This is a genomic window from Alphaproteobacteria bacterium (genome assembly GCA_033344895.1).
Classification (GTDB): domain Bacteria; phylum Pseudomonadota; class Alphaproteobacteria; order UBA8366; family Aestuariispiraceae; genus Pacificispira.
Genome location: JAWPMN010000001.1, coordinates 4,263,421 through 4,286,463 on the forward strand (window position 1 = coordinate 4,263,421; position 23,043 = coordinate 4,286,463).

Annotated in this window: 21 protein-coding genes; 9 read left to right on the plus strand and 12 right to left on the minus strand. The window is 62.1% G+C overall.

The annotated features are described in order from the left end of the window. Positions 1 to 7: 7 nt before the first annotated feature. Positions 8 to 2,206 carry an RNA degradosome polyphosphate kinase gene (locus R8L07_20165; protein ID MDW3207857.1) on the minus strand — a complete coding sequence of 733 codons (2,199 nt, stop codon included), beginning with the start codon at positions 2,204 to 2,206 and terminating at the stop codon, positions 8 to 10. A 263-nt stretch (positions 2,207 to 2,469) separates the two neighbouring features. Here R8L07_20165 and R8L07_20170 point away from each other — a divergent pair, with 263 nt between their 5' ends. Beyond that, positions 2,470 to 2,994 carry a histidine phosphatase family protein gene (locus tag R8L07_20170; protein MDW3207858.1) on the plus strand — a complete coding sequence of 175 codons (525 nt, stop codon included), beginning with the start codon at positions 2,470 to 2,472 and terminating at the stop codon, positions 2,992 to 2,994. A gap of 28 nt (positions 2,995 to 3,022) precedes the next feature. Here the strand turns inward: R8L07_20170 and R8L07_20175 are convergent, their stop codons facing one another. From R8L07_20175 to R8L07_20190, 4 genes are all read right to left on the minus strand, one after another. Then, positions 3,023 to 4,534, minus strand: a complete 1,512-nt coding sequence (locus R8L07_20175) for a CHAD domain-containing protein (protein MDW3207859.1) — start codon at positions 4,532 to 4,534, stop codon at positions 3,023 to 3,025. Between the two features lie 85 nt (positions 4,535 to 4,619). Next, positions 4,620 to 5,399, minus strand: coding sequence for an SDR family oxidoreductase (locus tag R8L07_20180; GenBank protein ID MDW3207860.1), 780 nt, complete (start codon positions 5,397 to 5,399; stop codon positions 4,620 to 4,622). Positions 5,400 to 5,417: 18 nt separating this feature from the next. Next, positions 5,418 to 6,116 (minus strand): hypothetical protein, encoded by a 699-nt coding sequence (locus R8L07_20185; GenBank protein MDW3207861.1) that lies wholly within the window; start codon positions 6,114 to 6,116, stop codon positions 5,418 to 5,420. Further along, entirely contained in the window at positions 6,113 to 7,291 is a 1,179-nt protein-coding gene (locus tag R8L07_20190) for a DUF2066 domain-containing protein (protein MDW3207862.1), read from the minus strand. Before R8L07_20190 ends, R8L07_20185 begins: the two co-directional genes overlap by 4 nt. A 62-nt stretch (positions 7,292 to 7,353) precedes the next feature. Here R8L07_20190 and purM point away from each other — a divergent pair, with 62 nt between their 5' ends. From purM to R8L07_20205, 3 genes are all read left to right on the plus strand, one after another. Beyond that, positions 7,354 to 8,421, plus strand: coding sequence for a phosphoribosylformylglycinamidine cyclo-ligase (gene purM / locus R8L07_20195; protein MDW3207863.1), 1,068 nt, complete (start codon positions 7,354 to 7,356; stop codon positions 8,419 to 8,421). Positions 8,422 to 8,429: 8 nt separating this feature from the next. Further along, entirely contained in the window at positions 8,430 to 9,089 is a 660-nt protein-coding gene (gene purN / locus R8L07_20200; GenBank protein MDW3207864.1) for a phosphoribosylglycinamide formyltransferase, read from the plus strand. Positions 9,090 to 9,193: 104 nt separating this feature from the next. Beyond that, the gene (locus R8L07_20205; protein MDW3207865.1) at positions 9,194 to 9,328 is read left to right on the plus strand and encodes a hypothetical protein; all 135 of its coding nucleotides are present in this window, start codon (positions 9,194 to 9,196) and stop codon (positions 9,326 to 9,328) included. A 79-nt stretch (positions 9,329 to 9,407) separates the two neighbouring features. Here the strand turns inward: R8L07_20205 and ndk are convergent, their stop codons facing one another. Further along, complete coding sequence (ndk, locus tag R8L07_20210) at positions 9,408 to 9,830, minus strand: nucleoside-diphosphate kinase (protein MDW3207866.1); 423 nt, start codon at positions 9,828 to 9,830, stop codon at positions 9,408 to 9,410. 197 nt (positions 9,831 to 10,027) lie between these two features. On the opposite strand from ndk, the gene R8L07_20215 reads away from it, so the two are divergent. The 3 genes from R8L07_20215 to R8L07_20225 all read left to right on the plus strand — a co-directional run bounded on the left by R8L07_20215 (position 10,028) and on the right by R8L07_20225 (position 13,751). Continuing rightward, positions 10,028 to 11,929 (plus strand): ABC-F family ATP-binding cassette domain-containing protein, encoded by a 1,902-nt coding sequence (locus R8L07_20215; protein ID MDW3207867.1) that lies wholly within the window; start codon positions 10,028 to 10,030, stop codon positions 11,927 to 11,929. 65 nt (positions 11,930 to 11,994) lie between these two features. Beyond that, positions 11,995 to 13,113, plus strand: a complete 1,119-nt coding sequence (locus R8L07_20220) for a CaiB/BaiF CoA-transferase family protein (GenBank protein MDW3207868.1) — start codon at positions 11,995 to 11,997, stop codon at positions 13,111 to 13,113. Between the two features lie 95 nt (positions 13,114 to 13,208). Then, positions 13,209 to 13,751 carry a hypothetical protein gene (locus R8L07_20225; GenBank protein MDW3207869.1) on the plus strand — a complete coding sequence of 181 codons (543 nt, stop codon included), beginning with the start codon at positions 13,209 to 13,211 and terminating at the stop codon, positions 13,749 to 13,751. 27 nt (positions 13,752 to 13,778) lie between these two features. On the opposite strand, the gene R8L07_20230 is transcribed toward R8L07_20225, so the two are convergent. The 4 genes from R8L07_20230 to R8L07_20245 form a co-directional block, all read right to left on the minus strand. Then, the gene (locus tag R8L07_20230) at positions 13,779 to 14,195 is read right to left on the minus strand and encodes a thioesterase family protein (GenBank protein MDW3207870.1); all 417 of its coding nucleotides are present in this window, start codon (positions 14,193 to 14,195) and stop codon (positions 13,779 to 13,781) included. A 2-nt stretch (positions 14,196 to 14,197) separates the two neighbouring features. Beyond that, positions 14,198 to 15,871, minus strand: a complete 1,674-nt coding sequence (locus R8L07_20235) for an ABC transporter ATP-binding protein (protein MDW3207871.1) — start codon at positions 15,869 to 15,871, stop codon at positions 14,198 to 14,200. Then, positions 15,868 to 16,728, minus strand: a complete 861-nt coding sequence (locus R8L07_20240; protein ID MDW3207872.1) for an ABC transporter permease — start codon at positions 16,726 to 16,728, stop codon at positions 15,868 to 15,870. Before R8L07_20240 ends, R8L07_20235 begins: the two co-directional genes overlap by 4 nt. 371 nt (positions 16,729 to 17,099) lie before the next feature. Beyond that, positions 17,100 to 18,086, minus strand: a complete 987-nt coding sequence (locus R8L07_20245; GenBank protein MDW3207873.1) for an ABC transporter permease — start codon at positions 18,084 to 18,086, stop codon at positions 17,100 to 17,102. A 277-nt stretch (positions 18,087 to 18,363) separates the two neighbouring features. Between R8L07_20245 and R8L07_20250 the strand changes: the two genes are divergently transcribed. Together R8L07_20250 and R8L07_20255 are read left to right on the plus strand one after the other, a co-directional pair. Then, positions 18,364 to 19,467, plus strand: a complete 1,104-nt coding sequence (locus tag R8L07_20250; protein ID MDW3207874.1) for an FAD-binding oxidoreductase — start codon at positions 18,364 to 18,366, stop codon at positions 19,465 to 19,467. Positions 19,468 to 19,482: 15 nt separating this feature from the next. Further along, positions 19,483 to 20,877: an amidase family protein gene (locus tag R8L07_20255; protein MDW3207875.1), complete on the plus strand. Its 1,395-nt coding sequence runs from the start codon at positions 19,483 to 19,485 to the stop codon at positions 20,875 to 20,877. A gap of 9 nt (positions 20,878 to 20,886) precedes the next feature. Here the strand turns inward: R8L07_20255 and R8L07_20260 are convergent, their stop codons facing one another. Then, positions 20,887 to 22,254 (minus strand): TRAP transporter large permease subunit, encoded by a 1,368-nt coding sequence (locus tag R8L07_20260; protein MDW3207876.1) that lies wholly within the window; start codon positions 22,252 to 22,254, stop codon positions 20,887 to 20,889. A 5-nt stretch (positions 22,255 to 22,259) separates the two neighbouring features. After that, positions 22,260 to 22,877 (minus strand): TRAP transporter small permease, encoded by a 618-nt coding sequence (locus R8L07_20265; protein MDW3207877.1) that lies wholly within the window; start codon positions 22,875 to 22,877, stop codon positions 22,260 to 22,262. Positions 22,878 to 23,043: the final 166 nt, after the last annotated feature.

A 23,043-nucleotide genomic window follows, 5' to 3' on the forward strand; every position in this document is an offset into this window, starting at 1 on the left:
CAGCACGTCAACCGGTCTTGGCCGCCTTTGACGATTTCGCCGCAGGTGATTTGCCCGACGCCTTCTTCGCCTTGGCCTTCGTGCGCTTGACCGTCGTCGCCATTTTGCCGGCCCTCTTGATCGCCTTTCCACGTCCGGAAAGACTTGGATTGGTCATGAAGAAGACATGGCAGTTGAAGCCAGCCCCGACCGGTTCGTTTCGATCATATTCAGCGGTCGGTTCCATGTGCCAGGTCTGCGCCTCGTCATTGAGATTTGCATACATGACCTGTTCGAGAATCTGCCGCTTCACGGTCACGTTCTCTATCGGAACCATGGTTTCGACACGCCGATCCAAATTCCGCGGCATCAGGTCAGCCGAACTGATGTAGACCTTGGCGTCCAACGACGGCAATCCGTTCCCTGCCCCGAAGCAGAAGATGCGGCTGTGTTCCAGAAAGCGCCCGACGATGCTCTTCACCCGAATACGGTCGCTGAGGCCAGGCACGCCCGGGCGCAGACAACAGATCCCGCGGATGACGAGATCGACTTCGACCCCGGCATTGGAGGCATCATAGAGTGCGTCGATCAACTCGCCGTCGACCAGGTTGTTGACCTTGATCCAGATCTGGGCCGGTCTGCCTGCCTTGGCGTGCTCAATCTCTTCGCGGATGCTGGTCAGCAGACGGTGGCGCAGTGTAATCGGCGCAATCGCCAGTCGTTCCAGCCCTTCGGGCGTCGCATAACCGGTCATGTAGTTGAAGACGCGCGCGGCATCCCGCGCCAGCGCCGGGTCGCAGGTGAAGTAACTGAGGTCGGTATAGATCTTGGCGGTGATCGGATGATAGTTCCCGGTCCCGAAATGAACGTAGGACCGCAGACCCGACCCCTCGCGGCGCACCGCCATGGACACTTTCGCATGGGTCTTCAGGTCCACGAAGCCATAGACGACCTGAACGCCCGACCGTTCAAGATCGCGCGCCCATCGGATGTTTGCCGCCTCGTCGAAACGGGCCTTGAGTTCGACCAGCGCCGTAACCGACTTGCCCGCCTCCGCCGCCTCACTCAGCGCAGCGATGATCGGCGAGTCCTTCGACGTTCGATACAATGTCTGCTTGATCGCGACGACGGCCGGGTCCTGCGCGGCCTGGCGCAGGAACTGAACCACGACATCGAAGCTTTCATACGGGTGGTGAACGATGATGTCCTTGGCCCGGATTGCCGCGAAACAATCGCCGCCGAAGTCGCGGATGCGTTCCGGGAAGCGGATGTTGAAGGGATCGAACAGCAGGTCCCGGCGTTCCGACACGATCATCTGACTGACATCCGACATGCCCAGAATGCCGTCGAGCGGGAAGACGTCGTCCGAATCGGTATCCAACTGATCGATCACGAAATCCCGGAGCTCCTCCGGCATGCTGGCATCCATGGTCAAGCGGATGACGTGACCGCGACGGCGTCGGCGCAGCATGCTTTCGAAGGTCCGCACAAGGTCTTCGGCTTCTTCGTCGATTTCAACGTCGCTGTCCCGTATGACACGGAACATCCCCTGCCCCGTCACGGCAAAGCCCGGGAACAGCCGGTCCATGTAGATCCGGATCGTGTCTTCCAGAAGGATGAAACGCGCCTTTTGTCCCGGCAGGCGGATAAAGCGGTCCAGATTGCTGGGCACCGGCAACAGGCCGTTCATGTGCTTGTCGTCTTCCGGCCGCATCAGTTCGAGTGCCAGCACGAGCCCCTTGTTCGGAATGAAGGGGAACGGATGCGCCGGGTCGACGGCCAGCGGCGTCAGGGCCGGGAATATCTGCTCCAGGAAAAACCCATCCAGCCAGCTGCGTTCCCGGACCGTCAGCTCGTCCGCGTTGAGCAGCGTCACGGAGTTGCGGCGCAATTCGATCTGGAGCTCCTCCCAGATCTGCTGCTGCAGGCGCATTAGGGCACCGGCCTCTTCGGAAATCAGACGCAGCTGCTGTGCCGGGGAATTGCCATCCTGGCTGGGAGTCGTGATCCCTGCCGACACCTGCCCCTTCAGGCCGGCAACGCGAACCATGTAGAACTCATCAAGGTTGCTGGCCGAGATGGACAGGAAGCGCAGACGTTCCAGCAAGGGATGATGGGTGTTGCTGGCTTCCTCAAGGACACGTGTGTTGAAGGCAAGCCACGAGAGTTCGCGGTTTATGAAGCGCTCCGCCCCCCAATCCGCCGGAGAACGCGGATTTTGCGGCACGGCAATGACCGTATCGGCATCGTTCTGGCCGTCGTCGGCTGCGCTTGTCGGCTCTCCGCTATTCTCTGTCGTCACGGCAGATCTCCCAGTGAAATCCCGATAGGATACACGAGTTGTTCATGCGGGATAGCGAATGCTCGCGCGGGTGTCACGGCGAATTTTGTTACAAACCTGTGGCTAAGGGTGCCGGATTTCTGTCACTTGAGGCCGCGTATGGGCTCGTGGTAATCGGCCTCTGTCGACAGACTATGGAAGTGACCATCATGCCGCTGCTCTATGTCTTCCGCCATGCCAAATCCAGCTGGGCCGAGCCCGGAATGAAGGATTTCGACCGGCCACTGGCCAATCGAGGCCTGAAGGCAGCGCCGCGCATGGCCATGTTGATGCGGGATCGGAAGATTAGACCGAACCTAATTCTCTGCTCCACCAGCCGACGTACCCGGGAAACCCTGGGCCTTGTCCTGCCGTTCCTAGAGGGAGAAACCCGCATCTTACTGGAAGATTCGATTTACGAGGCGAGAAGCGAAAACGATCTGCTGGAGCGTCTGCGGCGTCTGCCGATCGGCACGAAACGCGTCATGGTAATCGGCCACAACCCGATCATGCAGGACCTGACCCTCGCCCTGGGCAAGTCCGCCACCACGCCGGATCACCTCGTGTCCGTGAAGGAAAAGTTCCCCACGGCGGGGCTGGCCGTACTCGATCTGGGTGACACGCCATGGCCCGCCATTGCACCCGACACCGCGACCCTCACAGATTTCATCACTCCGCGCGCTTTGCCGAATTGAACATCAGCGCCCGGAGGCCGCCACCGCCTCAATGCCAGAATGGCGTCAGACGCTGAAACACCATCCACTTTCCAGCCAGATCCGAAAGACCGGCCTCGACCTTTTTCCGATTGTGCGCGGCAATGTATTGCCGGACCGACTTCGGCACCGGCCGGTCCGGTGCATCCATGGCGTCGACCAGCGCCGCATGCACGACGGCATCGTTCAAACCGCCGAGACACTCCTGTAGTTTCTTGCTGGCGGAACGCCAGGGCTTCACATCGTTGGAACCATAAAGACTTTCAAAAAATTCAATCGCATAACGGAATTTCTTGATGTCGATGCGCAGCGCATGAAGGGCCTCCTCCGGAAGCGAGGTCGGGTCTTCACCCGCAGCGGTACGGACAACCGTCAGACGGTCATCCAACAGGCGCCGGGCAATCGTGCCGATATTCAATCCCCGCGCCGCCAGCGGTTCCGGGAGGTAGGGAAATCGTACCAATGCGATCTGCAGCCTGCCGTAGCGCGGCGACCGCAAAGCCTTGTGTGCCTTCTTGTACGACCGATCCCGTGCCGTCCTGGCGCGCTCGACAAATGCCTTGAGGGCCTTGGGCGCATCGCGGCGCGCGCTCAGTGGCTCCAGCGTTTCATTCAGAAACACATCCCAGTCCCGTGCCGGCCCAAGAGCCCCCTGCTGACGCTGCAGTTCCCTGCTCAGCGGTTTGCGGATTTCGTCCGGCAGAATGGTACGAAAGGCCGCCAACGCGGCACGGATCCTGCGCACGGCCACCCGGCTCTGATGCACGCCGCCGATATGCGTGCCATCCAGGATCACGGCATCATTCCCGAGAACCTGCGACGTGCCCTCCTCCACGAGCCGACCAAGGGCGGACCAGGCGCGATCGTCAGGCTTCAGAACAACCTTCTCCGCCTTGCGCGGTTTGGGGTTGGATTGAAGGAAAAGCGCGTATCCCCTTGCGGCCTTGCTTTCTTCCCCCACGTGACATGTATAGCGATCCGCCAGGTCCGCCGCGAATTCCAGCAGGGCTTGCGGGGTGCCGCCTTTGAGTTCCAGCTCGGCTTCGCAGACTTCTACCGAACGGCCGCAACTGTCGATCCGGCCGACATCAAGAGCCAGTTCGACGGCGCCCCCTCCCAAGTCCAGCATCCAGGCGGTACGGCGGATATCCGTCGTGAAGACCGGACGCAGCGGCGACTTCCTTGTCAGCGTGGCGATATCGTCCCGCAGCGCCATATCCGCGATCAGAGAGATATCGGGCTCTTGTGACGAAGTCGGCGCATTGTGTTCGCGACGGCGCTGCAGCCCGGCACCGCCGGCGGCCCCCTTTACGGTCTGAATTCGGTCCGACCCTTCCTGACGGATCCGAAACGCCATCTTGCGGGATTTCAGATCCAGGCCGTCGGTATCGAAATACACAGCCAACAGATTCTTCGACACCGCGCGTCCGCGCTTGGCGCGATGGATCAGGGGGTCGCGTCGGAAGCGGTCCAGATCGGCCGGGTCGAGACGAAGCTTAAGTTCGATTTCACTCTCTGACATGACCGGATTCATAGCCCTCCGATCAATGTAATCAATCAGATAGTGTATCGTCACAAAAGCTTCATCCGATTGCCACCATCTGCAACTACAGCGTGCCTGGGAACCCGCCGCCATCGACCAGAAGGTTCTGGCCCGTAATGAAGCCTGACTGCGCACTGCACAGGAACGCACAGGCATGACCAAATTCATCCGGCTCCCCGACGCGCCCCGCCGGATTGGCTTCTCCGATCCGTTTCAGCGCCTCGTCTTCGCTGATGCCGTCCTTTGCCGCACGGGCCGCGATCGTGCCCCGCAGACGGTCGGTATTGAACGGACCCGGCAAGAGGCCGTTGATGGTCACGTTATGCCGGACGGTTTCCCTAGCGATGCCGGCCACGAAGCCGGTCAGCCCCGCCCGCGCGCCGTTCGACAGGCCCAGGATCGATATCGGCGCCTTCACGGCGGAGGAGGTCACATTGACAATCCGACCGAACTTCCGATCCATCATTCCGTCCACGGTCGCCTTGATCAGAAAGATCGCGGTCAGCATGTTTGCGTCGACCGCCTTGATCCAGTCGTCGCGATCCCAGTCCCGGAAATTCCCCGGGGGCGGCCCTCCGGCATTGTTGATCAGGATATCGGGCTCTGGACAGGCGGACAGCAGGGCGTCCCGGCCTTCGTCGGTGGTCACGTCGATTGCGACCGGCGTCACGGTGACGCCAGTCGCTTGCCGGATCTCATCCGCAGTTCTCTCCAGGGCATCGGCGCTGCGGGCGTTGATCACCAGATCCACCCCCTCCTGCGCCAGGGCCATTGCACAGGCCTTTCCCAGCCCCTTGGACGACGCACAGACGATCGCTTTCTTGCCCTTCAGACCGAGATCCATGTTCACACTCCCTGTTTGCTAGGTCGGTTCGCTTTCATCGAGAAAGCCCAAATTGGCGAGGGCCGGCCGGACCATCTGGGCCGACGGCTTGCGTTTCGCGGCAAGGCTGAGGCGATCGATTTCCCCGACCAGCGCCCGTGCCGCGTCAAAGGTTCGGGGCATCCATGTCAGCAGTGAACGCACAAGCTGTGGCGAAACCTGGATCCCCCGGTCATCAAACTGTTTGACCAGAACCGCCTGAAGGATCTCGTCGTCCGGCGCGCCCAACTCCAGCAAGGGCACGGCCGCCAGTCTGGAGCGCATGTCCGCTGTACCAAAGGTCCATCGTGCCGGTGGTTCCCGAACCGCGATCAGCAGATGTCCTTTCCGCTCCCGCATCATGTTCACCAGATGGAACAGACAATCCGGCTCGGCACAGCAATCGGCGTTATCCACCGCGACCGCCTTCGCCGCCCCGATCCGCTGGTCCAGTTCCGCAACCCGAAGGTCCGGCCCGTCCAGCCAAACAGCGTCGGCCGCCGTCGCCCAAACCGCGGTCAGATGAGATTTTCCGCTGCCGGGCGGTCCCCGCAGAACGGCGACCGCATCCGACCAGTCCGGATAGCGGTCGACCCAGACCACGGCGGCCTCGTTGCAGGCGGCAACCAGAAAGTCTTCCCGCCCGGAGGCCGCGCGGAAAGGCAGATCGAACGGTATCTGGGATGGCTGGCCGATCATCGACGGGTCAGGGTCCAGGTCTCTCCGTCATCGCCCGGCGCCAATGCAAGGGCCACACGGGCGAAAGCACGACCCAACCGGTCGGTATCGCCGATATAGTCGATTTCCAGTACCGCATGGGATGTGGCCAGTTCGGACAGGCGCCAGGACTTGATCGGGGCAACACTGCCGAGGGAAGCCCGAATCTTCAGCCAATCCTCCAGACCGGTGAGGCCGACACGGGCCGTCAGCTTGGACGCTTCCTGATCGAAGCGGAGGATGTTCTCACCTTTCCAGCGTGCCTCCATGGCTTCCAAAGTCATGGATGCGGCCGCGAAGAGCTGTGCCGCACGCGATGTCGGGTCGCCCTCGCCTTGCGCGCCGTCCTCCTCCTTGGCCAGCAGAATACCGGCGCGTTCGGTCAATGCCTCATCGCTGAAACGCAGAAGGTCGGGCTGCCCCGGCCATCCCGCGCCAAAAGTCGCAAGTTCGACCAAGATGCCGCCCTCCGCCGCGAAGGTCGCGATCGGAATGGCCACCGCACCGGCGCGATAGCGTCCGGCAATGGCATTGATGCCGGCCGGATCGACGCTGACGGCGCGCTGGGCATCAATGGCACCGATATCGCCCAGGTCACCCAGGGGCACGGTAAACGGCACGACGGTCCCATTCTCGTCCAGGCGCCACCAGGCATCGAGCCAGGGATTCGTGTCGGACCAGAGCTGGTCTCCGTTCTCGTCCCGAAAAATCGGAAGGATGACGGCCAGCGGACTTGGATTGCCGAGATAGGCGGTTCCGCTGCGCTGCAGGTAACGATTCACCTCGTCCGGCTGGAAGCGCACGGTCAGTGTCGCGATATAGCGGCCGCCACCGAACTTTTCGGCGCTGAAGGACATGTCGCGAATCAGGAACTCCAATCGCTCGTCATCCGGTATCGGCGGCGCCTCGCCCGCCAGCGTCAGGCGCGCCATCATCTCCTGAAACGCGGCGCGTTTGGCCTTCGCGACCCCGACCTGCTTGGCCTGCAGTTCGCTGGAAGCCGTCTCGTCCACCTCGATGCCCGAAACGGCATAGAGGTCCTGCGCCTCGGCCCCTTTCGGCGGTCCTGAAAGGCAAAATGCCAGAACCAGCACCGAGAGAAGCCCGACAGCGGGGATTTTCCGGGTCAAAAACGGGGATTGGGGCCGTTCGGCCATTGCAAATGGCTCCCTTTTGGATAATGTCCCGCCCGTTATAGCCGCCGAGACAGGAGGGCGCCATATCTCAGGACATTAAAAGAAGCGGTCTTACCTACGCCGATGCGGGCGTCGATATCGACGCTGGCAACAGGCTGGTCGACCGGATCAAACCGCTCGCCAAGGCGACCGCTCGCCCCGGCTCGGATGCCGGTTTGGGCGGGTTCGGCGCGTTCTTCGACCTGAAGGGCGCCGGTTTCAAGGATCCCTTGCTGGTATCCGGCACCGATGGTGTCGGCACCAAGCTCAAGATCGCGATCGATAGCGGCATTCACAACACCGTCGGCATCGACCTTGTTGCTATGTGCGTAAACGATCTCGTGGTTCAAGGGGCAGAGCCGCTTTTCTTCCTCGACTATTTCGGCTGCGGGAAACTGTCGGTCGATGTCGGAGAACAGGTTGTCGCGGGCATTGCCGAAGGCTGCAAGCTGGCAGGGTGCGCCCTGATCGGCGGAGAAACCGCCGAAATGCCGGGCATGTATCCGGACGGCGAATATGATCTGGCGGGCTTTGCCGTCGGCGCCGTCGAGCGCGACGAGGTGATCACCGGTGAAAAGGTTTCCGAAGGCGATGTCCTGATCGGTGTTGCATCCAGCGGCGTCCATTCGAACGGCTTCAGCCTGGTCCGAAAGATCATGACCCTCGATGCGTTGACCTTCGCCTCGCCCTGCCCCTGGGACACGGCCAAGTCGATGGGTGAGGCCCTCCTGGAACCGACACGAATCTACATCCGGTCGGCTCTTGCAGCGATCAAGGCAGCCGAAGGCGGCGTCCATGGCATCGTGCATGTCACCGGCGGCGGCTTTTTCGAGAACATCCCACGCATCCTGCCCGACGATATGGGGGTCAGTGTCGATGTGAATGCCTGGAAGCGTTCCCCGGTATTCGAATGGATCGCGGAAGCCGGTGGCGTCGCCCCGCATGAGATGTTCCGCACCTTCAACTGCGGCATCGGCCTGATTCTGTGTGTCGACGCCGGCAAGGCCGACATGGTCCTGACGACACTGGCGAATGAGGGCGAAACGGCCTGTGTCATCGGGACTGTCGCCCCCCGCGACGTCGTTGGACGTCCGGTCGCGCTCAACCTGTAGCGCCTTCGATGGCTGTTGAGGATCAACGTCCCTGTGTTGCGGTGCTCGCTTCTGGCGGCGGCACCAATCTTCAGGCGCTTATCGACGCAGCGCAGGACCCGGGGTTTCCGTCACGGATCGGTCTGGTCCTGACCAACGTGCCGGGCGCCTATTGCCTGGAACGGGCCAGGGCCGCCAACATTCCGGGTGCCGTCGTGGATCACCGCGACTATCCGGACCGGCCCGCATTCGAGGCCGCGGTCGATCTGACCCTGCGCGAATACGGTGCCGAATATGTCTGTCTCGCCGGCTTCATGCGGATTCTGACGGAAGGATTCGTGGAAGCCTGGCACGACCGCATGCTGAACATCCATCCCTCCCTGCTGCCCAGGTACAAGGGACTGCACACCCACCGCCGCGCCCTGGAATCCGGCGACGAGATGCATGGCTGCACGGTGCATCTGGTTCGCCCTGCCCTGGACGACGGGCCGCTGATCCTGCAGGCCGAAGTCCCGATACTGCCCGGCGACAGTGAGGACACGCTGCAGCAGCGGGTGCTCAGCCGGGAGCACGTGATCTTTCCGCAAGCCCTCGCGCTCGTGACCGCCGGACGGGTCGAGGTCAGCGGGTCGGAGACACGTATCGACGGTCAGCCCGGCCCGTTGCGCCTGCCATGGACGGATGACTGACCAACTACATGGAATCTTGAGCGCCGCGCGGGTTTGAGTAAACTGTGCGGCAGATGCATGAACCGCTGGCCGCTGTGCCGGCATAGGGGGAAAGGGCTTTAAACATGGACGACATGGAATTCAGCAAAGCGCCGCGCGCCAACCTGGACACTTGGGATGGGCTCAAAAAGACGATCACCTGGTCCAGCGTTGCCATTGTAATCGTGCTGGCGATTATGGCCGCGACACTGACCGGCTGACCCGTTTGGGACAATCCGGACACGAAAAAAGGCGCCGTCACCGGCGCCTTTCTCGTATCTGCACGGTGAACCGCCCGGCTTAGCCGACGATTTCCTTACCCGCGAAGAAGTATGCAATTTCGATCGCCGCGTTTTCCGGCGAATCCGAACCGTGCACCGAGTTGGCTTCGACCGATTCGCCATACAGCTTGCGGATCGTACCTTCGTCGGCGTTGGCCGGGTTGGTGGCGCCCATCACTTCGCGGTTTTTCAGGATGGCGTTTTCACCTTCCAGCACCTGAACAACAACCGGGCCCGAGGTCATGAACTTGACCAGGTCCGGAAAGAAAGAGCGTTCCTTGTGCACACCGTAGAAGGTTTCGGCCTGCTCCTGGGTCATGCGGATGCGCTTCTGCGCGACGATGCGCAGGCCGGCGTCTTCCAGCATGGCGTTGATTTTGCCGGTCAGGTTGCGACGGGTCGCGTCCGGCTTAATGATCGAAAACGTGCGTTCCAGAGCCATGATATCTCTTCGCCCCTCTTGGTCGGGCCGCCGGTCGCGGTCCCTCGTTGTATCCCATAATCTGTTCAAGCCGCCGGCCGCCGCCACTCGGGCGGCCAGTTGCGGCGCGGGCGCCTTATAGACGGATGCCCCTCGGGCTTCAAGCCCGGCGTCCCGCCGCCACCAGCCCCGTGCGAGATTTGCAACAGGACCGGAAAGTGCTAATCCGGCGCATCATGTTGAGAATAGACGATGTCACCTATCGCGTCGGCGGGCGCACGCTTCTGGACGGCGCCTCGGCGACGGTGCCCGACGGCCACCGTGTCGGTCTGGTCGGGCCCAATGGGGCCGGCAAAACCACCCTGCTGCGTCTGATCGCCGGAGAGATTTCAGTCGATTCCGGGGAAATCGCGACCGGCAACCGTGATCGTATCGGCACCGTGGCGCAGGAAGCTCCCGACGGCAGCGTGACGCCGCTGCAGACCGTCCTGACATCGGACCCGGAACTGGCCGCCCTGCGCGACGCAGCGGCCAGCGACGAGGTACGAGACGATATCGGTGAAATTCATGCCCGCCTGATCGATCTGGACGGACACAGGGCGGAAGCCCGCGCGGCACGGATTCTGGACGGGCTGGGCTTCGACGATGCAGCCCAGAACCGCCCCCTGTCGACCTTCTCCGGTGGCTGGAAGATGCGGGTATCGCTCGCCTGCGCCCTGTTCCGGGAACCGGAAATCCTGCTGCTCGACGAGCCGACCAACCACCTGGACCTGGAAGCGGCGCTGTGGCTGGAAAGCTATCTGTCGCGCTATCCCCGTACCCTGATCATCGTCAGCCATGATCGTGGCTTCCTGAACCGCATCCCGACGGCGATCCTGCATCTCGAGGGCGGCCGGTTGAACTTCTATTCGGGCGGCTATGATCGGTTCGAACGTACGCGCGCCGAAAAACAGGCACGTCAAACGGCGCTCTACGCCAAACAGCAGGAACAGCGTCGCCATATCCAGGCCTTCGTCGACCGCTTCCGCTACAAGGCGTCCAAGGCCCGCCAGGCACAGTCCCGCCTGAAGATGCTGGAGCGCATGGAGCCGATCGCCAGCGTCACGGACGATCACACGGTCAGTTTCCAGCTGCCGAAGCCGGACATTCTGCCGCCACCGATCATCACCCTGGAAGATGTCTCCGCCGGTTACGATCCGGAAAACCCGGTGCTCAGGCGTCTCAACCTGCGCATCGACATGGACGACCGGATCGCGCTTCTGGGGGCGAACGGCAACGGCAAGACCACCCTGCTGCGTCTGCTCTCCGATCGTCTGAAAGCGGGCAGCGGCGCCTTGCGCCGTTCCTCCAAGCTGGAGGTCGGTTATTTCGCGCAGAACCAGATGGAAGAACTGTCGCCGAACCGCAGTCCGGTCGAGGAACTGCAGGCGTTGGAGCCGATGGCGGTTGAAGAGAAGCTGCGATCCCATCTCGGTCGGTTCGGCTTTCCGCAGGGCAAGGCCGACACCAAGATCGGAAGCCTGTCCGGTGGTGAGAAGGCGCGGCTCTCGCTCGCCGTCATCTGTCGGCGCCGTCCGCAGTTGCTGCTGCTGGACGAACCGACGAACCACCTGGACATCGACGCCCGACAGGCACTGATCCATGCCTTGGCCGAGTATGAAGGCGCCGTCATCGTCGTCAGCCACGACATGCATCTGGTGGAAGCCACGGCGGACCGGCTCATCCTGGTCGAAGGTGGCACCATTGCGCCATTTGACGGCGACGTCTCGGATTACCGCCGCCATCTGCTGGAACAGCGCCGGGCGGCAGCGAATGACGGCCCGCCGAAACAGAAGGCGCAGGACGACAAGAAGCCCGACCGCCGCAGCCGCGCGGAAGCCCGCGCGAAGCTGGCCCCCCTGCGCAAGGCGGCCGAGGGGCTGGAGGCGCAACTGGAGAAGCTCAGCGCGGAACGCGCCCGGATCGATGTCAAACTGGCGGATCCGGCCCTTTATGCAGGGGACGGTGCCGGTGTCGCCGATCTGACAAAGGCGGCGTCTGACCTGGATCGGGCGATTGCCAGAACGGAAGACGCCTGGCTGCAGGCACAGGACGCGCTGGAGCGGGCGGAACAGACCTAACGACTGCCCGTCCGCGCGACAAAGAAAGTTTCAGAGGTCCAAGCCGGACCGGGGAGAAATTGTACATGAAGGCACTGGACGGCCTCCTGGTCATATCCATCGAACAAGCTGTGGCGGCGCCCTATTGTTCCTCTCGTCTTGCCGATGCCGGCGCACGGGTGATCAAGATCGAACGGCCGGAGGGCGATTTTGCCCGGCGATACGACAAGCTGGCCAAAGGCGAGAGCGCCTACTTCGTCTGGCTAAATCGCGGCAAGGAATCTGCAGCCCTGAACATCAAGGACGAAGACGACAAGGCTCTGCTGGACGCGATGATCGCGAAAGCCGATATCGTCATTCAGAATCTGGCCCCAGGTGCCGCCTCGCGCGCCGGATTTGGCTCCGCGGAACTGCGCGCGGCGCGCCCGGAGCTGATCTGTGTAGACATCTCCGGATATGGTCAGAGCGGTCCCTATCGCGACATGAAGGCTTACGACCTGCTGGTCCAGGCCGAAACCGGGCTGTGTTCGGTTACAGGCACACCCGACAGCCCCGGCCGGGTCGGGGTTTCCGTCTGCGACATCGCCTGTGGCATGTATGCCTATCAGGCCATTCTGGAGGCCCTGATCCTGCGCGGACGCACCGGCGAGGGCCGGACCATCGAGGTTTCCCTGTTCGGCGGCATGGCCGACTGGATGACGGTTCCTTTCCTGCAGCATGTCTATGGCGGCGTGACCCCGGGCCGGGTCGGCCTGAACCATCCGACCATTGCCCCCTATGGCGCCTATCCCTGCAGCGACGGCATCCCCGTCCTGTTCTCGATCCAGAACGAGCGGGAATGGCAGCGGCTCTGCGCCGATGTTCTGGGCAATGCGGCATTGGCAGCCGACCCGCGCTTTGCGGATAACGATGCGCGGGTTGCAAACCGGGCCGCCCTGAACGCCGAAATCGGCGCGGTTTTCACCGCCGCCCCCGCCGCAGAGATCGCGAAACGCCTGAATGCCGCCGCCATCGCCTATGGGATGCTGAACGACATGGCGGGGCTGGCCGACCATCCGCAGCTGCGCAAATACCCGGTGACCATTCCGAACGGCGACACAGTCGACCTGATCGCCCCGCCCGCCTACTGGCAAGGTCAGGACGAAAGTTTCGCCCGCGTTCCGGGCGTCGGGGAAAACACAGATGCACTGCGAGCCGAGTTCTAACTGGCCGCTAGCAACTATCGGCTGTAGAACAGCCAAGTCAGGCTAAAAATTGGTGACTCTTGATGGTAGGTCTCACACTCGGGCGTGTTTGCGTCTTGCTGGGTATCACCTTTTGCGCACCCGATCGGCTCGACCAAACATCCGAGTTCATGTTCGAGCGTTGCGTCGCAGGAATGGAGAAAAAACAGACCCCGGACTATCGGGGACTGAAGCAGATGCCTGCCGACTATACAGAGCATCGTTACGCCGATCATGGCGATTTGAGTTGGATCAGCAACGAGTACCCAATTCTATTGGTATACACTGAGAAGGTAGTCGGAGACCTGACTCTTCGTGGCTGTCTCGTCGAGCATTCAACACTTCTGCACGACCCACTGGATTACCAATTGTCCGAACTAGCCGCTATTTTCGATCGCTGGGCCGACAAACAAATTGCCGATGGTCGCTACGTGGCACGTTCGCTTTGTGGACCGAACAACTACGGTTGGGCGAGAGTTATCAAGAGTACATTTCGTCAGAGCAACGGAACAGTGCTGCATGTCTCCATGTTTATGCAAACACCGGAACTGGACGACTTTGTTTTCTTCTATGCGACCGAAGTTCCGGCAGACACACCGGACTGTCGGGAGTCCGAATAGACTGTCAGCCGAGGACGTTCTGTTGATTCAGGCGAATGCGGACAGTTTTTCGCGTACTTCTTCCGGGATCGCCATCGGCGTCGGGCCGGTCATGTCCATGCAGACCCCGACCGTGTCATAGATCGCGCGGACCCGGTCATCTTCTGCCCCCAGCATGGTGACCCTGTAGCCGACGGATTTTCCGCCGATCCGGCTGACGGTGATTTCGAAGCGCAGGGCCGTGCCGCGTTTCACGGGCTCCACGACGTCAAGTGTCGCGGTGGCAGAATAGGTCGACCGGTTGATGCTGCGCCGGGCTTCGGCCCCGATCCCGACCTCGTCGAGGAAATAGTCCGACGCCCGGTCGCAGGTGCGGTAGTAGAAAAAGGACAGGGCCATGCCGTGCTCGTCGAACTGCCCTGGTTCGTCCGCGATGAAATCGCCGTCTATCTGCAATGCCGCCATGGTCAATTGTCCGCTGCCTTGAGGACCCTGCCCTGTTTCGCCATCTCCGCCCGTTCGGCCAGCAGCCGGTCGAGCCAGTCCGGGTCCATTTCGGGCACGGAGGAAAGCAGCAGGTCGGTATAGTCGTGATGCGGCGGGGTAAACATTTCCTCTTTCGGCCCCAGTTCGACCACCCGGCCGTTCTGCATCACCACCACTTCGTCGGAAATCGCCCGCACGGTGGCGAGGTCATGGGTGATGAACATGTAGGACAGGTCGAACTCGTCCTGCATGCGCTGCAGCAGTTTCAGGATCTCCTCCGCCACCAGCTGGTCGAGTGCGGACGTCACCTCGTCACAGATGATCAGTTCCGGTTCCGCCGCCAGGGCGCGGGCTATGCAGATGCGTTGCTTCTGTCCGCCTGACAGTTCCGTCGTGAGGCGGTTGATGTACTGATCGGGCTCCAGTTCCACGAGACGCAGCAACTCACGCACCCGTTCTTCCAGCTTCCGGCCCGTCAGGCCGAGATAGAAGAAGGCCGGGCGCCCGATCACATCACGAATCCGCGACTTCGGGTTCAGCGCCGTGTCCGGCATCTGGTAAATCATCTGCAGCCGGCGCAGCTGATCGGTATCGCGCTGGCGATAATCGAGCGGCAGGGGACGCCCCTTGTAGAGAACCTCCCCGGCCTTGGGTGGCAGCAGGCCCGTTATGACCCGGGCGGTGGTGCTCTTGCCGCTGCCGGACTCGCCGACAACCGCAACCGTCCGCTTCTTGTAGATGTCGAAACTGACATCATACAGAACCGGCACCGTCCCGTAGGAGGCGTCGACCCCGCGGACCTGCATCAGCGGCCCTTCATTTTCCGGCCGGTCGCGTTGATCGCGCTTGTAGGTTCGGACCGCCAGGAGGTCGGATGTGTACTTTTCCTCCGGCTTGGCCAGCATCCGTCGGGTATCCCCCTCCTCGACCGTGTTGCCGTAGCGCAGAACCTTGATGGTATCGGCCATCTGCGCGACGACGGCGAGGTCGTGGGTGATGTAGATCGCTGCCGTATTGAATTGGTCGACGATATCCCGGATCGCGGCCAGAACCTCGATCTGGGTCGTCACGTCCAGGGCGGTCGTCGGTTCGTCGAAAATGATCAGGTCCGGACGACAGGACATCGCCATTGCCGTCATGGCCCGCTGCAACTGACCGCCGGACACCTGGTGCGGATAGCGTTCGCCGATCGTGTCCGGGTTGGGCAGACGAAGGCGCCGGAACAGGTCCTTCGCGTCCTTCTCCGCCTGCTCGCGCGACATGACACCGTGTTGAACCGGGCTTTCGCAATACTGGTCAATCAACCGATGGGCCGGGTTGAAGGATGCCGCGGCCGACTGCGCGACATAGGAAATGCGATGCCCCCTCAGCCTGCGCAGGGTCTCGTCCGGTGCGCTGCGCAATTCGGTGCCGTCGAACCAGATCTCGCCGTCGCTGATCCGGCAGCCGTCACGGGCGTACCCCATGGCGGCCAGCCCGATTGTGGACTTTCCGGCCCCGGATTCGCCGATCAGGCCCAGCACCTCGCCCCGACGCAGCGTCACGTCGACACCATGGACGATCTCCAGCCATTCCTCATCGGCACGGCCTTCGATTTTCAGCCCTTTCATCTCCAGAAGAATGTCGCCCTTCTGGCCGCGTTTGGTATCGCTCATTCTTTCAAACCGCTCATTTTGTGCAGGAACCAGTCGACCACGAAGTTCACGGCGACGGTCAGCAAGGCAATTGCGAAGGCCGGCAGCAGCGGAGTCACACCCATGGCCGGCGCATAGAGGAAGAAGTTGATCAGGTTCGCGCTCTCCCGAACCATCGCGCCCCAATCCGCCGTCGGCGGCTGCAGGCCGATGCCCAGGAAGCTGAGGGCACTGATGAACAGAAAGACGAAGCAGAAGCGCAGTCCGAACTCAGCCGCTAGCGGCGCAGTGGCATTGGGCAGCACTTCCTTGTAGATGATGTACCACATCCGCTCACCGCGCAGCTTTGCCGCCTCGACATAGTCCATGACGACGATGCTCATCGCGACGGATCGGGACAGTCGGAAAACACGGGTCGAATCAAGCAGCGCAATGACGATGATCATCTTCACCGCGCCGGACCCGACCACGGTGAAGATCACCAACGCGAAGATCAGTTGCGGGATGGCCATCAACACATCGACAAGCCGGCTGAGCCCCTGATCGATCCAGCCCTGCATCGAGGCGGCAAGCAGCCCGAGCAGCGACCCGATCAGGAAGGTCAGCGCCGTGGTGACGAAGGCGATCCCAACCGTGTTGCGGGCACCGTAAAGCATCCGTGACAGGATATCCCTGCCGAGTTGATCCGTGCCCAGATAGGCAATGCCGCCATCCTTCAACTCACTGCCCCAGGGCATGTTGGACGCGCCCATCGGTGCCGACTGGGAATAGGGCGCAATGATCGGCGCCAGACAAGATGCCAGCACGTACAAAAAGATGATCGTGAGACCGAACCAAGCTGTCGGCGGCGCCTTCCTGACCTCTTTCCAGCCGGCCAAGACGGCCAGCAGGAATATCAGGGCACCCGCCATCCCGGCGAAGGAAGACCAGGGATTGGCTGAAAACTGCGGCCAGTAGATGAGGCCCGCAAGTACGTAAATCCCGACCCCGGCAGCCAGGATGCCGTCACGACCGGCCTCCGATAGCAGCCGCGGCCAGCATCGGTAGAACGCGGCGCAAAAGCCCGCAGCCACGATGAACCCGCTGGCGGCACTGACGAGATCGCCATCAAGATTGACCGCAAACCCGGCGACCAGAAAGGTGAAGGCAACGGCGCAGGCGACCTGAATGGTAAGGGTCGGCGCACGCACGAGCGCTTCCGGGCCGGTGGCGGTGCTGTCGACACTGCTCATGGTTGTTCCCCTCCCCCTCAGCGCGGATGCATCAGACGCGGATTCGTCACGATGGACAGAATATCCGCAGTCAGATTCAACAGGATGTATGTCGCGGCGAAGATCATCGCGCTGGCCTGAACGACCGGCACGTCACGGAACTTCACATGGTCCACGAAGATCTTGCCCAGGCCCGGATAGTTAAAGACGACTTCCACCACCACGACGCCGACAATGAGGTAGGCAAGGTTGATCGCGATGACGTTGATGATCGGGGCCAGCGCGTTGGGCAATGCGTGACTGACGATGATGCGGGAGTTCTTGATCCCCTTCAGTCGCGCCATTTCGATGTACGGGCTGGCCAGCAGGTTGATGATCGCCGCCCGCGTCATCCGCATCATATGCGCCACGACCACGAGGGTCAGGGTCAACGCCGGCAGGAAGACCAGATACAGTCGCTCACCAAAGCTCGTATCCTCGTTTACCGAGGCCATGGCCGGGAACCACGGGCCGTCAGGGCCGATCGGGTTGGGCCCGACCGTCATCACCGACAGCAGCAGCACCAGGATGTAGGCGACGAAGAACTCCGGGAAGGAGATCGACGTTAACGTGAAGACATTCACGAACCGGTCATAGAGGCTGTAGCGATAGAGCGCCGCCAGGACACCGAGAAACAGCGCCAGAGGTACCGCGATCGCGGCCGTAAACCCGGCCAGGAACAGGGTATTGGACAGCCGAACGGAAATCAGTTCCGCGATGTCGCGCTTGTTGGCGAGCGACTGCCCCATATCCAATGTCGCAAAGCCGCTGAGCCAGTCGACATAGCGAATCACGAAAGGCTGATCGAAGCCGTTCTCCCTGCGGCACGCATTGACGGTTTCCTCCGTCGCCGACTGCCCCAGAATGGTTTCGCAGAAATCGCCCGGCAGCAATTCCAGCATGCCCGCGATCACCAATGACACGACGAATAGCGTCAAAACCCCAAGGCCGAGCCTCTGGGCGATTGTCGCCAAGATCTTAGACATACATCCCCCTGCGGCTACCCCGCATCGTTCTCCCTTGTCGGGGCCGTTCGGCCCCCGCCACCCTGTCGGGACGGGTCGATGCCCGGTCCCATTTCTTTCTCAAGCGGTTAGCGCCGCCTTTGTCAGCTAAACCTAACATCGGCCATCGGATACTGTCGCCAAAATTATTCTTACCTGACGATGATTCCGATCAACGCTTCGACCGCTTGCCGCCGGCTCACGGAACAGGCTAGCCTTGCCCGCGCGACACGCACACGTCAGTCGGAGTTCCCCAATAATGCCGGAAAATGCGCCCCGCTCCGAGGTAGCCCAGACCTGCCTGATCGTCGGTGCCGGTATCATCGGTGCCTCCATCGCCTTTCGCCTGGCCCGGTCGGGGTGCCAGGTGACCCTGATCGACGCGGTCGGTCCGCACGCAGGCGCCTCCGGGCGTTCCTGGGCCTGGATCAACGCCATTGCCGCCGACACACCCAGCTACGTCGCACTGCGGCGTGCAGGCATCGACGCCTATCATCGGCTGGAACAGGATCTGTCCGGCCGATTGGAGATCGACTGGAGTGGTTCGATCGTCTGGGATTCGGGGCTCTTCGATCCCGACGCGGACTATGCCGGCCGTCAGGATCTTCGCCGGGTGGACTCGACGGAAATTCGGACGCTGGAACCAATGCTGGCAGCGCCGCCTGCCGCGGCCCTGTATTCCCCCGATGATGGCCTGATTGACGGCGCGCATGCGACGGGTGCGATTCTGGCCGCAGCCGCAGAGGCCGGCGCGCGGACGGTCTATGGTCTGCCTGCCGACGGCGTCATCGTGGAAAAGAGTCGCGCGGGCGGCGTGACCTGCGGCGATGCCGTGTTACGCGCGGACACAACGATCCTCTGCGCCGGAACCGGCACGGCCGACCTGCTCGCATCGCTGGGGCGTGACCTGCCGATGCGGAACCGGCCGGGTTTGCTGGTCACGACCCGTCCCGTTTCAGCAAAGCTCTCCAGGGCCATCTGGACAGAGACCACGCATGTAAAGCAGTTGCGGGACGGTCGACTTCTGATCGGGGAAAGCGCCCATCGGGACGGTGCACTGCACGACCCGGAGAAACTGGCGGCGGCCATGCTGCAGGATGCCGGCGCGTTGCTGCCGGGATGCGCACCGCTTCAGCTCGAACGATACACCGTCGCGACACGGCCGATCCCGGCTGACGGTTATCCGGTGATTGGCCCGGTTGACGGGCTTGCAGGGCTCTATGTCGCGACAATGCATTCCGGTATGACCCTCGCCGCAATCGTCGGCGAGCTGGTTTCTGAAGAGGTGATCCGCGGCGAATCCCCGGACATGCTGGCCGCGTTTCGTCCGGGGCGCTTTCCCGGCATGATCAGGAAGGACTGAGCCGTGAGCATACCGATGGAACTCTGGAAATTGAGCGCGGCCGAAACCGCCTTGGGCATTCGCAACCGACGCTTCACGGCGCGTGCGGCCACCGAATCCGTCCTGGCCCGTCTGTCGGCGGTCAATCCGGCGTTGAATGCTGTTGTCGCCGAGATGCCGGAAGAAGCGCTGGAAGCCGCCGACGCTGTCGACGCCAAGATCGCGAAGGGGATGGATCCCGGCATTCTGTGCGGTGTCCCGGTGACCGTGAAGGTGAATGTCGATCAGCAGGGGCATGCCACCACAAACGGCCTGCGGATCCAGAAAGACCTGATCGCAAAGACGGATAGTCCGGTCGTTGCAAACCTGCGCAAGGCCGGTGCCATTATCATCGGACGCACGAATACGCCCGCCTTCTCCACACGCTGGTTCACGCGAAACGATCTGCATGGCGGAACCAGGAACCCGCGCGACGCGGGATTGACGCCCGGCGGATCCTCCGGCGGCGCGGCCTCCGCCGTCGCGGCGGGGATAGGCGCCATAGGGCACGGCACGGATATCGCGGGATCCATCCGCTATCCCGCCTATGCCTGCGGCGTTCACGGCCTGCGCCCCACCTTCGGGCGCATTCCGGCGGTCAACTTCACGGCGCCGGACCGCCATATCGGCGCACAGATCATGGCGGTTTCCGGGCCCATCGCCCGGACGGTGGACGATCTGCGCCTCGGCTTCGAAGCGATGAGCCAGCCGGACCTTCGGGATTCCTGGTATGTGCCGGATCCGGGCGAAAAGCCGCGTCTGCAAAAGAAGGCTGTCCTGACTGTCGCCCCGGAAGGCCTCGCGGTCGATCCGTCGGTACAGGACGCCCTACGGGACGCCGCGGGCCGACTGAGCGACGCCGGTTGGCAGGTAGAGGAACGCCCCTGCCCGCCGCTGCGCGAAATGATGGCCATTCAGCTGATCCTGTGGCTCGCGGATTTCCGACGATCCGCCCTGGATGCCATGGCGCGCGAAGGCAACGAGGATGCACTGTTCATTTTCGATCAGTTGGTACGCCACGCCGGCTGCGAGGGGTTCGAGCCCCTGATGGACGCATTGCAGGCGCGGTATCGCCTAGTGCGGGAATGGCAGATGTTCCTGGCCGATACGCCGCTGGTTCTGCTGCCGGTGTCTGCCGAGCCGCCCTTTCCGGATCAGCTCGACGTGCAGTCCCCCGATGCATTCGATCGTGTGGCCGAGGCCCAACTGGTGCAGATCGCCCTGCCGCTGGCCGGCATACCGGCGATGACGGTCAGCACCCGAATGGCTGGCACAGCCCCCATTGGTGTTCAGATCGCCGCACCGCGCTACCGCGAGGATATTCTGTTCGAGGCAGGACGTATCCTGGAAGCGGGCGGTACCCCGCCAAGCCCGATCGACCCGGCGGGGTAACTCCCGTGACTATTGTGTGATGATCTCCGGCCCCAGGAAGGTCGTCGGCAGATAGGTCGACACCCACGGGACATAGGTGATGATGATCAGGAAGATGAAGAGGATGCCCAGGAAGGGCAGCGCCGCCCTCACGACATCCATCATCGGCATCTGCGCTACACCGGAGGTCACGAACAGATTGAGCCCGACCGGTGGCGTGATCATGCCGATTTCCATGTTCACCACCATGATGATCCCCAGATGGATCGGATCGATTCCCAGCTGGATTGCAATCGGGAAGACCAGCGGCGCGACGATGACAATCAGGCCCGACGGCTCCATGAATTGACCACCGATCAACAGGATCACATTGACGATGATCAGGAACATGACCGGTCCGAAGCCGGCATCCAGCATCATTGCCGCGATGGACTGCGGAATCTGCTCTTCGGTCAGCACGTGTTTCAGGATCAGCGCATTGGCGATGATGAACAGCAGCATCACCGTCAGCTTGCCGGCTTCCAGCAACGTCTTCTGGGTATCCTCATGCCAGAAGCTGCGTACGGTTCCGGTCACGATCGCCACGGGATTGCTGGGGAAGCCATCCTTGAACGGGCCCATGTCACGATAGATGAAGTTCGCGACCAGGAAGGCGTAGACGGCGGAGACGGCGGCCGCCTCCGTCGGTGTGAACACGCCGCCGTAGATTCCGCCCAGGATCACAACGATCAGGAACAGCCCCCAGGACGCATCCTTGCCGGCGACAAGGATCTCCCGAATGCCGGCGAAGGGCTGGGCCGGCAGATTCTTGATCCGCGCAAAAATGTAAATCCCGACCATCAGCATCAGTCCGGCCAGCAGTCCGGGCAGGACACCGGCCAGGAACATGCGTCCGACCGACACATCCACCGCTGCGGCATAGACGACCATGACGATGGAGGGCGGAATCAGGATGCCGAGCGTGCCGGCGTTGCAGATCACGCCCGCCGCGAATTCCTTGGTATATCCGACCTGCCGCATGGCCGCGATGATGATCGTCCCGATTGCGACAACCGTCGCCGGGGACGATCCGCTCAAGGCCGCGAACAACATGCAGGCGAAGACCCCGGCAATCGCCAGGCCGCCCCGGAAATGCCCGACGCAGGCGATCGCAAAACGAATGATCCGCTTGGCCACGCCACCGGTCGACATGAAGGACGATGCCAGGATGAAAAACGGGATCGCCAGCAGCGTGTAGTGTCCTTCGAAGGCGGAGAAAAGGGTCTGCGCGATTGACGCCAGAGACGCATCCGAATAGACGACCAGGAACAGAATACTGGATAGACCCAGCGACACGGCAATCGGAACCCCGATCAGCAGCAGGCCGATCACCAGAAGAAAAAGCAGTAGAGCTTCCATAGCGGTCAGTTCCTCTCGGAATCGCGCATGGACCGACCGGCTTCTTCAACCGCGTCCTCGGCTTCATGACTGACGATGATGAGGTCCTGGCGTCCGGTGTAGACGCGCCATCCGGCCTGCAGGAAACGCAGCGCCAGCAAAGCCATGCTGAGCGGCAGGACAAAGTAAGGGATGAACCGGGGCATCTTCTCGTATTCTTCGCCCTCATTCAGCCAATCTGCAAAAAACTGCAGGAAAACCGGCATCGGAACGTCGTTCACCTCAAGGAAGGCTGCCGACGAGGCGAAGCGCCACCAATAGTTCCAGGCACCGATCAGAAGCAGGATGGAAAAGGCCAGGCAGGCCGCGACCGACAGCAATGTCAGCGTCTTTCGCAAGGGTGCGGGCGCCATGACGACGAAGGCATCGACGCCGATATGGGCGTTGATCTTGACGCAATACGACGCGCCCAGAAGCACCAGCCACGCGAACAGAAAGACGACGGCTTCCAGTCCCCACAGCAGGCCGCTGCCGAAACCGTAGCGCAATACCACGTTCGCAAATGTGATCAGCGTCATCGCGCCAAGAAGAAGGGCGATCAGGATCTCTTCGAGCCTGGTCACCGAATTGCCGAGAGCTTGCATTGTCCTCCCCCAAATCCCGGGCCCGTTTCCCGTGGTTTCGGTCGTTCGGGCCGGCGCCGCCTGTCTTCCCCAGGATTCTTATGTCGGGCGGGCCGCCGAAACAGTATTGGGAACGTCCCATTCGGTTCGTCCGAACCGGTGGCGGACTTGCTCCGAAGAACACCCG

Coding starts and splice junctions, on each gene's coding strand:
- R8L07_20170 (MDW3207858.1), top strand. CDS start 2,470: ATGCCGCTGCTCTATGTCTTCCGCCATGCCAAATCCAGCTGGGCCGAG.
- R8L07_20175 (MDW3207859.1), bottom strand. CDS start 4,534: ATGTCAGAGAGTGAAATCGAACTTAAGCTTCGTCTCGACCCGGCCGAT.
- R8L07_20180 (MDW3207860.1), bottom strand. CDS start 5,399: ATGGATCTCGGTCTGAAGGGCAAGAAAGCGATCGTCTGTGCGTCGTCC.
- R8L07_20185 (MDW3207861.1), bottom strand. CDS start 6,116: ATGATCGGCCAGCCATCCCAGATACCGTTCGATCTGCCTTTCCGCGCG.
- R8L07_20190 (MDW3207862.1), bottom strand. CDS start 7,291: ATGGCCGAACGGCCCCAATCCCCGTTTTTGACCCGGAAAATCCCCGCT.
- purN (MDW3207864.1), top strand. CDS start 8,430: ATGGCTGTTGAGGATCAACGTCCCTGTGTTGCGGTGCTCGCTTCTGGC.
- R8L07_20205 (MDW3207865.1), top strand. CDS start 9,194: ATGGACGACATGGAATTCAGCAAAGCGCCGCGCGCCAACCTGGACACT.
- ndk (MDW3207866.1), bottom strand. CDS start 9,830: ATGGCTCTGGAACGCACGTTTTCGATCATTAAGCCGGACGCGACCCGT.
- R8L07_20220 (MDW3207868.1), top strand. CDS start 11,995: ATGAAGGCACTGGACGGCCTCCTGGTCATATCCATCGAACAAGCTGTG.
- R8L07_20230 (MDW3207870.1), bottom strand. CDS start 14,195: ATGGCGGCATTGCAGATAGACGGCGATTTCATCGCGGACGAACCAGGG.
- R8L07_20235 (MDW3207871.1), bottom strand. CDS start 15,871: ATGAGCGATACCAAACGCGGCCAGAAGGGCGACATTCTTCTGGAGATG.
- R8L07_20245 (MDW3207873.1), bottom strand. CDS start 18,086: ATGTCTAAGATCTTGGCGACAATCGCCCAGAGGCTCGGCCTTGGGGTT.
- R8L07_20250 (MDW3207874.1), top strand. CDS start 18,364: ATGCCGGAAAATGCGCCCCGCTCCGAGGTAGCCCAGACCTGCCTGATC.
- R8L07_20255 (MDW3207875.1), top strand. CDS start 19,483: ATGGAACTCTGGAAATTGAGCGCGGCCGAAACCGCCTTGGGCATTCGC.
- R8L07_20260 (MDW3207876.1), bottom strand. CDS start 22,254: ATGGAAGCTCTACTGCTTTTTCTTCTGGTGATCGGCCTGCTGCTGATC.
- R8L07_20265 (MDW3207877.1), bottom strand. CDS start 22,877: ATGCAAGCTCTCGGCAATTCGGTGACCAGGCTCGAAGAGATCCTGATC.